Origin of the sequence: Vibrio sp. V39_P1S14PM300 (assembly GCF_009904765.1) — a bacterium.
Lineage (GTDB): Bacteria > Pseudomonadota > Gammaproteobacteria > Enterobacterales > Vibrionaceae > Vibrio > Vibrio proteolyticus.
This window is the reverse complement of the sequence record NZ_WXWP01000088.1, coordinates 1-7,591: the sequence shown is the minus strand read 5'-3', so window position 1 is coordinate 7,591 and position 7,591 is coordinate 1. Positions and strand designations below refer to the sequence as shown.

Genomic DNA, 7,591 nt, shown 5'->3' with positions numbered 1-7,591 from the left:
CCATGTAACTCTTTTTGGTTACATTCTGATATTTCCTTACCTCGGTAGTACAAGTGCGCGGAAAGAAAAAGGAAGCCCTTGGGCTTCCTTCTGATTCATTCTATTTGCGTACCGGGCGCCGGCGCGTTAATTGAGCGTCTTGCTCCCCGCCTAACGGGGGCACTCGCTCCTTACCGGCGAGCTTTTTCTGCAACGACAACATCAATTCAGCTTCGGCTTTGGGCAACTCACACTCTTCAATCAGCTCGTTCACATCGGCACCAAGCTGAACCATTTTACTGGCGCGCGAATAGAGCCGCGCGTCATTGTCGGCATTCTCCAGTTCGCTGATGCGCTCGTTGAGATGCTGAATGATGTCTTGTTGCTCACTGACTCGTTGGCCTAGGCCGACCACGACGGAACGCACTTCAAGCAACTGCTTATTGGCTTTCTGAACTTCTTTGTCCAGTGCTCGCTGTTGTTGTCTGTGTTGATCCGCTGCTCGCACCATGCCGCGTTTCATGCTCAACATGGCTCCCCCCAAGATCAGGAGCAGCACCGCCAGCACGATCACGACGAGGGGCAGGTTAGTCGACAGAACATTCATTACAGATGAGCCATCTCATCCCATTCGTCGTCTGTCAGAAGCTTATTCAGATCCACCAGGATCAGCAGTTTGCCGTCACGATTGCTAACGCCTTGAATAAACTTGGCGCTCTCATCCGTGCCCACACTTGGGGTCGTGTCGATTTCAGACGATTTCAGGTAAACCACTTCGGCCACACTGTCCACCAGAATACCAATGACCTGACGCTCTGATTCGATCACAATAATACGGGTGTTATCGGTGATTTCACCTTCCATCAATCCAAAGCGAGAACGTGTGTCGATAACTGTCACAACGTTACCACGCAGATTGATAATACCCAGAACGTAGTTTGGCGCGCCCGGTACTGGTGCAATTTCTGTATAACGCAAGACTTCACGAACCTGCATCACGTTGATGCCGTAAGTCTCTTCCTCTAACTGGAATGTTACCCACTGAAGTACTTCGTCGTTAGACTGATCTTTTCTTACTTCAATTTCATTTGCTTGAGACATACCTTATCCTCTCTGCGTCGTGACCGACAAAAAACTCTTTATTTTTCCAGCGCTTTTACATCCAAACCCGCGTTGAGCATTGAGGTTAACGCAGCAACGTGGATCAAAGCGCACATTTTTTCTTTGACCATACCAGCCAGCCAGGGGCGTTTGCCTGCCTGCTCTCGCCAGCGTACTTTATCTGTATTCAGCAGCTCAGTGCCCAGGAGTTGGTTGCCTGCCAGGCCCCACATGCTCTCTCCCAGCATCACAACGTACTGATAACCGTTCTTGTAGTCATCGCCTTTCAGTTTATCGGCCATCACCCATTTGGCGGTATCGACTACGTCTATCTGATGCTCACGGCTGGTTTGCAACCCAAGGTACCATTCCGGCCGTCCTATTAAATGGTTTAGGTCACTCAGCCGATGGATACCACCCAATTCATCCAGAGGCACAGCGAACGTCACACCGTTGACCTCAAAATAAAGAACCTGAAAATCCTGATCCCGCTGAGTGCTTTCCCAGTCAATCACCGCTCCGGCCCCACCGGTTTGCGTTTCTAGCACCACCTCGGGTTCAGTACTCAAGTGCATTTCTGTGACTGGCTCAGCGTCAACACGTTCTACGAGTTCTGGTTCTGGTTCTGGTTCTGGTTCTGCAACCGGTATGACCGTCTCGTCAGAAATGTCCCATTCCTGGATTTCTTCTTCTGCCACTGCCACCGCGACACGCTCTTCCGCGATCTGGCGAGTGTTCTGTTCCAGTACCTCTTCCAGATGCAACTCTTCCACTGGATTGGCATTTTCGAGCTGTCTGAGCAGCCGCTCAACATCCTCAAGATTCGGCAATTCCAGTTCTTCTGGCTGAGGTCGATAACTTGCAGCGGCCACCGCCTGCTGGACCATCAATTCTGGCTCTGGCTCTGGCTCTGGCTCTGGCTCTGGCTCTGGCTCTGGCTCTGGCTCTGGCTCTGCAAGAGTAGCCTCGACCGTACCAGGTTCGTCAAGCAGCTCCGTTTCCTCATCCAGCAGAGAGGTGAAATAGTCTTCTAACGCCTGCTCACTGGAGAGCTGATTCAGATTACTCATCCAGTGCTAACCTCTCAAGATACAACAACAACTGTTTGTAGGCGAATACACCTCGGCTACCCGATGCAAAATGAGACACCGGCAGGTTCTTCAGGCTCGCATCTCGAAACTTAGTGTCAATCGGCACGGCTGACGTCCAAACTTGATTCGGGTAGTCCTGCTTAAGCTGCGTCAGCGTCTGCAATGAGGCTCGGGTACGCTTGTCGTACATCGTCGGTACAATCGTTACCCGGAACCCTTTGCTGCGTGACTTCTGCATAATGCTCAACGTGCGCACCATGCGTTCCAGACCCTTCATTGCCAGAAATTCGGTCTGAACCGGGATCAGTATTCGATCGCTGGCCGCCAATGCGTTGACCATCATCACACCAAGGATCGGTGGACAGTCGATCAACACATAATCGTAATGTTTACGCAATGCCAACAGAGCACGCTTCAAGATTAACCCCATCCCACTGCGATTGCCCATCACCCGATCCAGCGTCGCAAGAGACATGTGCGCCGGAATAAGATCGATGTTGTCGATTTTGGTTTGCAAAATCATCGGCGCCACAGTGTCGGCCGTAAATTCTTTCAGTTGGAACAGGTCAAACAGGCTGGCTGGCACACTGTCGGAGTCAAGCCCCAGATAGGTGGTCAGCGAAGCGTGCGGATCAGTGTCCACCAGGAGAACGCGTTTCCCCTGCTGACTCAGCAGTCCGGCTAACGTGATGGTCGTGGTGGTTTTCCCCACCCCACCTTTCTGGTTAGCGACACTCCATACAATCATGCCAGTACCTCTACGCTAGTCCGACTTCAACCAGCATCCGTTCCGCAATGCGTTCCAGAGGCAGATCTTCACTCGAGATACCTGCTTTGGCGACCGCCTGAGGCATGCCGTAAACCACACAGCTCTCTTCGTCCTGAGCCCAAATGGTCGCGCCGGCCTGCTTGAGCATACGTGCTCCTTCACGGCCATCAGCGCCCATGCCGGTCAACACCATCGACAGGACTTTATCACCGTAGATTTTGGCAGCGGAGCCGAAGGTAACATCGACACAAGGCTTGTAATTCATGCGCTCACCGCCATCCAGAATACGCAAACGCGATGCGCCCGGACGACCGTCAACCATCATCTGTTTACCGCCCGGTGCCAGATAAGCAACGCCCGGTTTGAGCACGTCGCCGTCTTGCGCTTCGCGGACTTCAATTTTACACAACGAGTTCAAACGGCTGGCAAATGCGGCCGTAAACGTCGCCGGCATATGCTGGATCAATACGATCGGATGCGGATAACTGGCTGGCAACTTGGTCAGAATTTTCTGCAAGGCCACTGGCCCTCCCGTTGAGGTACCGATTGCCGTCAGCTGATATTTCTTACCGGAGGCTTTAAAACGTGCGGCGGCCGGCGCTGCTGGTCGTGCCCCACGTGTTAATGGCGCGCTGCCCGGTCTGGCGGCGGTGGTTGCAGCCGTTGGACGAGGGGCTACCGGACGACGCATCATAGTACGGCGCGAAGAAATCTGGATGACGCGTTGCTGCAACAGGCTAACGGCTTCGTCACGATTGCGCGCAATGTCTTCAAACTTCTTCGGCAGAAAATCGAGTGCACCGGCATCAAGTGCATCCAGCGTCGCTTTCGCCCCTTCATGAGTCAGGGACGAGAACATTAGAATAGGAACCGGCTGTTTCGCCATGATCTCACGTACAGCAGAAATGCCGTCCATTACCGGCATTTCGATGTCCATCGTGATCACGTCCGGCTTAAGCTGTATCGCTTTATCAACGGCCTCTCGGCCGTTGGTTGCCACATCAATCACCTCAAGACGAGGTTCAGAATTAATAATTTCGCTTACTCGGCGGCGGAAGAAACTTGAGTCATCTACCACTAATACTCGAATCGCCATACTTTTCCTTCTTCATCCGGTGCGCTAGATGCGAGATGCCGACGCATACTGCTTCAGCAGATCAGGCACATCCAAAATCAATGCGATATGGCCATCACTGGTGATCGTCGCCCCCGCCATACCCGGCGTGCCCTGCAACAGATTATCCAGTGGTTTAATGACCACTTCTTCCTGGCCAATCAGAGTATCCACCACAAAGCCGACACGCTGGTTACCGATTTGCACAATCACGACGTGACCATGTCCTTTGCGCTGTTCAATATGGCCTGCCTGAGGCGCCAGCCAGTTCTGCAAATAAAACAGCGGAATCGACTTATCACGGACAATAATGGTCAACTGACCGTCCACGACGTTGGTCTTGCTCAGATCAAGGTGGAAAATTTCACTGACGCTGGCCAGTGGCAGAGCAAACGGATGCCCGCCAATCCCTACCATCAACGTTGGCAGGATCGCCAGCGTTAACGGCACCTTAATCGTAATTTTGGTGCCTTTGCCCATCTCTGAGTCGATGTCAATTGAACCGTTGAGTGTATTGATGGCCGTTTTCACCACGTCCATACCAACACCGCGTCCTGAAATATCAGAAATTTTATCTTTACTGGAGAAACCCGGCATAAAGATAAGGTTAAAGCACTCTTTGTCAGTCAGGCGAGAAGCCGCGTCTTCGTCCATCATGCCGCGTTTCACCGCAATGGCGCGCAGCTTGTCCGGGTCCATACCACCACCATCATCGACGATCGCCAGTTCAATGTGATCACCTTCCTGAGATGCCGACAGAATCACTTTACCCGTGCGCGGTTTGCCTGCAGCCACGCGTACATCCGGCATTTCAATACCGTGGTCCACTGAGTTGCGCACTAAGTGGATCAATGGATCCGCCAACGCCTCAACCAGGTTTTTATCCAGATCGGTTTCTTCGCCGCGCATTTCCAGCGCAATGTCTTTATTTAGGCTGCGTGCCAGATCGCGTACCACCCGAGGGAAGCGACCAAATACTTTCTTGATTGGCTGCATACGGGTTTTCATCACCGCACCTTGCAGGTCCGCCGTGACAACATCGAGATTGGAGACCGCTTTGGACATCTCTTCGTCGTTACTATTAAGACCCAGACTCAGCAGGCGGTTACGCACCAACACCAGCTCACCAACCATGTTCATGATGGTGTCCAGTGTTGAGGTATCAACCCGCACTGTCGCTTCAGCCTGAGGCTTTTTAATCTGAACCGCCTGAGCACTTTCTTTGGTTGCTGGTGGTTTAGGCTGTTCTTTGGCTGCAACCGACGGCGCTGCTTTCACTGGCTGCGCACTGACCGGGCTGGCCGGTTTCGGGTTGGCTGCCGCGGGTTTCGTGGCGGCTTCCAGTTCTTCAAGAGAAGGACCTTTCCCAGCGCCGTGCAACTCATCCAGCAGTTTCTCAAACTCTTCGTCTGTCATCAGATCGTCGTCTGATGAAGGCGCCTTCGGAGTTTCAGGTGCTTTAGATACTGGCACGCTGTCTGCCGACTTATCCGCTGACGCCGCAGAAGGTCCTTTCCCGGAGCCATGCAGTTCATCCAGTAAACGTTCAAATTCGTCGTCGGTGATGTCACCGCTATCGTCAGAGACGTTTGCTGGCGATGCTGTGCTGGCCACCGGCTCACTTTGTTGACCCGGTGCGCCGCCTTTGCCATGCAGTTCATCCAGCAGTTTTTCAAATTCATCCTGAGTGATGTCATCAACCGAACCCACGGTGCTTTGCGGCGCTTGCACCTCTGGCTCAGTGCGGTCTTCCACAACCGGAATGTCCGGCTCTGGCTCAGCGATGACAACCTCAGGCTCGTCTTCGGATTCCGGCTTACATAAACGGTGGAGCTCATCAAGAAGGGAAGGATCTGCCGGTGTCAAAGGTTCACGGTCCTGAACTGCACGGAACTGTTCATTGACTGTATCCAGCGCACGAAGCATGGTATCCATCAAAGCCGGAGTGACGGTACGCTGACCGTTTCTCAGTATATCGAACACGTTTTCAGCGCCGTGACAAGTATCGACCAGTTCTGCCAAAGACAAGAAGCCAGCTCCACCTTTCACGGTGTGGAAACCACGGAATATCGCATTCAACAGATCTTTGTCTTCAGGGTTGTTTTCCAGTTCCACAAGTTGCTCAGACAGCAGCTCCAGAATCTCCCCTGCTTCGACTAGAAAGTCCTGCAGAATGTCTTCATCTAATTCATAGCTCATACGTTACCCCTAAAACCCTAGGCTCGACAGTAAGTCGTCGACTTCATCCTGGGAAGACACTGCATCAGCGCGCTCATGAGGATTCATAATCGGCCCCTCGGGATCGGTCGATGCTTTTTTCTCTTGTTCTGATGAGTCAGCCTGACTTGCACCGAATACAGTCAGGATTTCAACCAGTCGATCTTCAACTTCGTTTACTAATGCAATCACCCGTCGAATGATCTGGCCGGTTAAATCCTGAAAATCCTGTGCCATTAAAATGTCGGTCAGTTGTCCACGAAGCTCGGTACTGTCACCCTCAACCTGAGCCAGCAGGCCGTCTATCCGGTGGCACAGAGCTTTGAATTCAGACAGTTCGATACGCCCGCGCATCAGCTCGTTCCACTGGGGGCGAACTTGCAGCAGGCCCTCGTGAAGGTTATCAGCAATTGGCATGCAGCGATCAACCGCATCCATTGTGCGGTTGGCTGCCACTTCAGTTTTCTCGATAACGTACTGCAAACGATCCCGGGCATCCGGAATTTCGTCGTTCGCAATTTCACTCATACGTTCGTCCAGATTGAACTGTTTAAGTGAGTCATGCAGGTCTCTGGTCAGAGACCCGATTTCCTGAAGCATTGGGTTGTCACACCCCTCGTAAATCTGCTTTACGAGTAAGTTCGCTTCGTTCTGCTGCTCATGTTCAAGCAACTCAACCAGCTGCTTTGCCTGTTCTAATGAAATCATCCTGAATAAGCCTTTTTGTCGGCAAAAAAAATGTAAGTTAAAAAGTTGACTTACAAACGCTCAAAGATTTTTTCTAATTTTTCTTTTAATGTTGCGGCGGTGAAAGGCTTAACAATATAACCATTTACCCCAGCTTGAGCGGCTTCGATAATCTGCTCGCGTTTGGCTTCCGCGGTGATCATCAATACAGGAAGGTGTTTCAGTTCATCATCCGCACGGATGTGTTTAAGCAAATCAATGCCTTGCATACCAGGCATATTCCAGTCGGTTACGACAAAATCGAATTCGCCTTTTTTCAGCATCGGCAATGCCGTCAGACCATCGTCTGCTTCCTGAGTGTTATTGAACCCCAGGTCACGAAGCAGGTTTTTAACGATTCGGCGCATTGTTGAAAAGTCATCAACAATTAGGATTTTCATATTTTTATTCAAAATTGCCTCCACTGAGTGAAATATCAGTGATTGTTATTCATGTTCTGTCCACGCGCTTAATTTGGTGCGCAAACGTTGCATAGATTGACTAAGAATTTGACTCACACGTGATTCGCTCACGCCAATCACTTCACCAATTTCTTTTAAATTTAACTCTTCATCATAATACAACGAAAGTACC

At 51.5% G+C, this 7,591-nt stretch carries 9 protein-coding genes; all 9 read right to left on the bottom strand.

The annotated features are described in order from the left end of the window. Nucleotides 1-100 precede the first annotated feature (100 nt). Nucleotides 101-586: a DUF2802 domain-containing protein gene (locus CAG65_RS04140; protein WP_021703892.1), complete on the bottom strand. Its 486-nt coding sequence runs from the start codon at nt 584-586 to the stop codon at nt 101-103. Continuing rightward, nucleotides 586-1,080, bottom strand: coding sequence for a chemotaxis protein CheW (locus CAG65_RS04135; protein WP_021703891.1), 495 nt, complete (start codon nt 1,078-1,080; stop codon nt 586-588). Before CAG65_RS04135 ends, CAG65_RS04140 begins: the two co-directional genes overlap by 1 nt. Nucleotides 1,081-1,118: 38 nt before the next feature. Beyond that, nucleotides 1,119-2,150 (bottom strand): chemotaxis protein CheW, encoded by a 1,032-nt coding sequence (locus CAG65_RS04130; protein ID WP_161452373.1) that lies wholly within the window; start codon nt 2,148-2,150, stop codon nt 1,119-1,121. Then, nucleotides 2,143-2,919 carry a ParA family protein gene (locus CAG65_RS04125; RefSeq protein ID WP_021703889.1) on the bottom strand — a complete coding sequence of 259 codons (777 nt, stop codon included), beginning with the start codon at nt 2,917-2,919 and terminating at the stop codon, nt 2,143-2,145. The genes CAG65_RS04130 and CAG65_RS04125 overlap by 8 nt, the downstream gene beginning before the upstream one ends. 10 nt (nt 2,920-2,929) lie before the next feature. Then, complete coding sequence (locus CAG65_RS04120; protein WP_021703888.1) at nt 2,930-4,036, bottom strand: protein-glutamate methylesterase/protein-glutamine glutaminase; 1,107 nt, start codon at nt 4,034-4,036, stop codon at nt 2,930-2,932. 24 nt (nt 4,037-4,060) lie between these two features. Continuing rightward, complete coding sequence (locus CAG65_RS04115) at nt 4,061-6,253, bottom strand: chemotaxis protein CheA (protein ID WP_161452371.1); 2,193 nt, start codon at nt 6,251-6,253, stop codon at nt 4,061-4,063. Nucleotides 6,254-6,262: 9 nt separating this feature from the next. Next, a complete protein-coding gene (locus CAG65_RS04110; protein ID WP_021703886.1) occupies nt 6,263-6,979 on the bottom strand; it encodes a protein phosphatase CheZ in 717 nt (238 codons plus the stop codon). Nucleotides 6,980-7,029: 50 nt separating this feature from the next. Further along, the gene (gene cheY, locus CAG65_RS04105) at nt 7,030-7,398 is read right to left on the bottom strand and encodes a chemotaxis response regulator CheY (protein ID WP_040902228.1); all 369 of its coding nucleotides are present in this window, start codon (nt 7,396-7,398) and stop codon (nt 7,030-7,032) included. Nucleotides 7,399-7,443: 45 nt separating this feature from the next. Next, a partial coding sequence (locus tag CAG65_RS04100; RefSeq protein ID WP_272926112.1) for a sigma factor-like helix-turn-helix DNA-binding protein occupies nt 7,444-7,591 on the bottom strand: 148 nt, incomplete at its 5' end.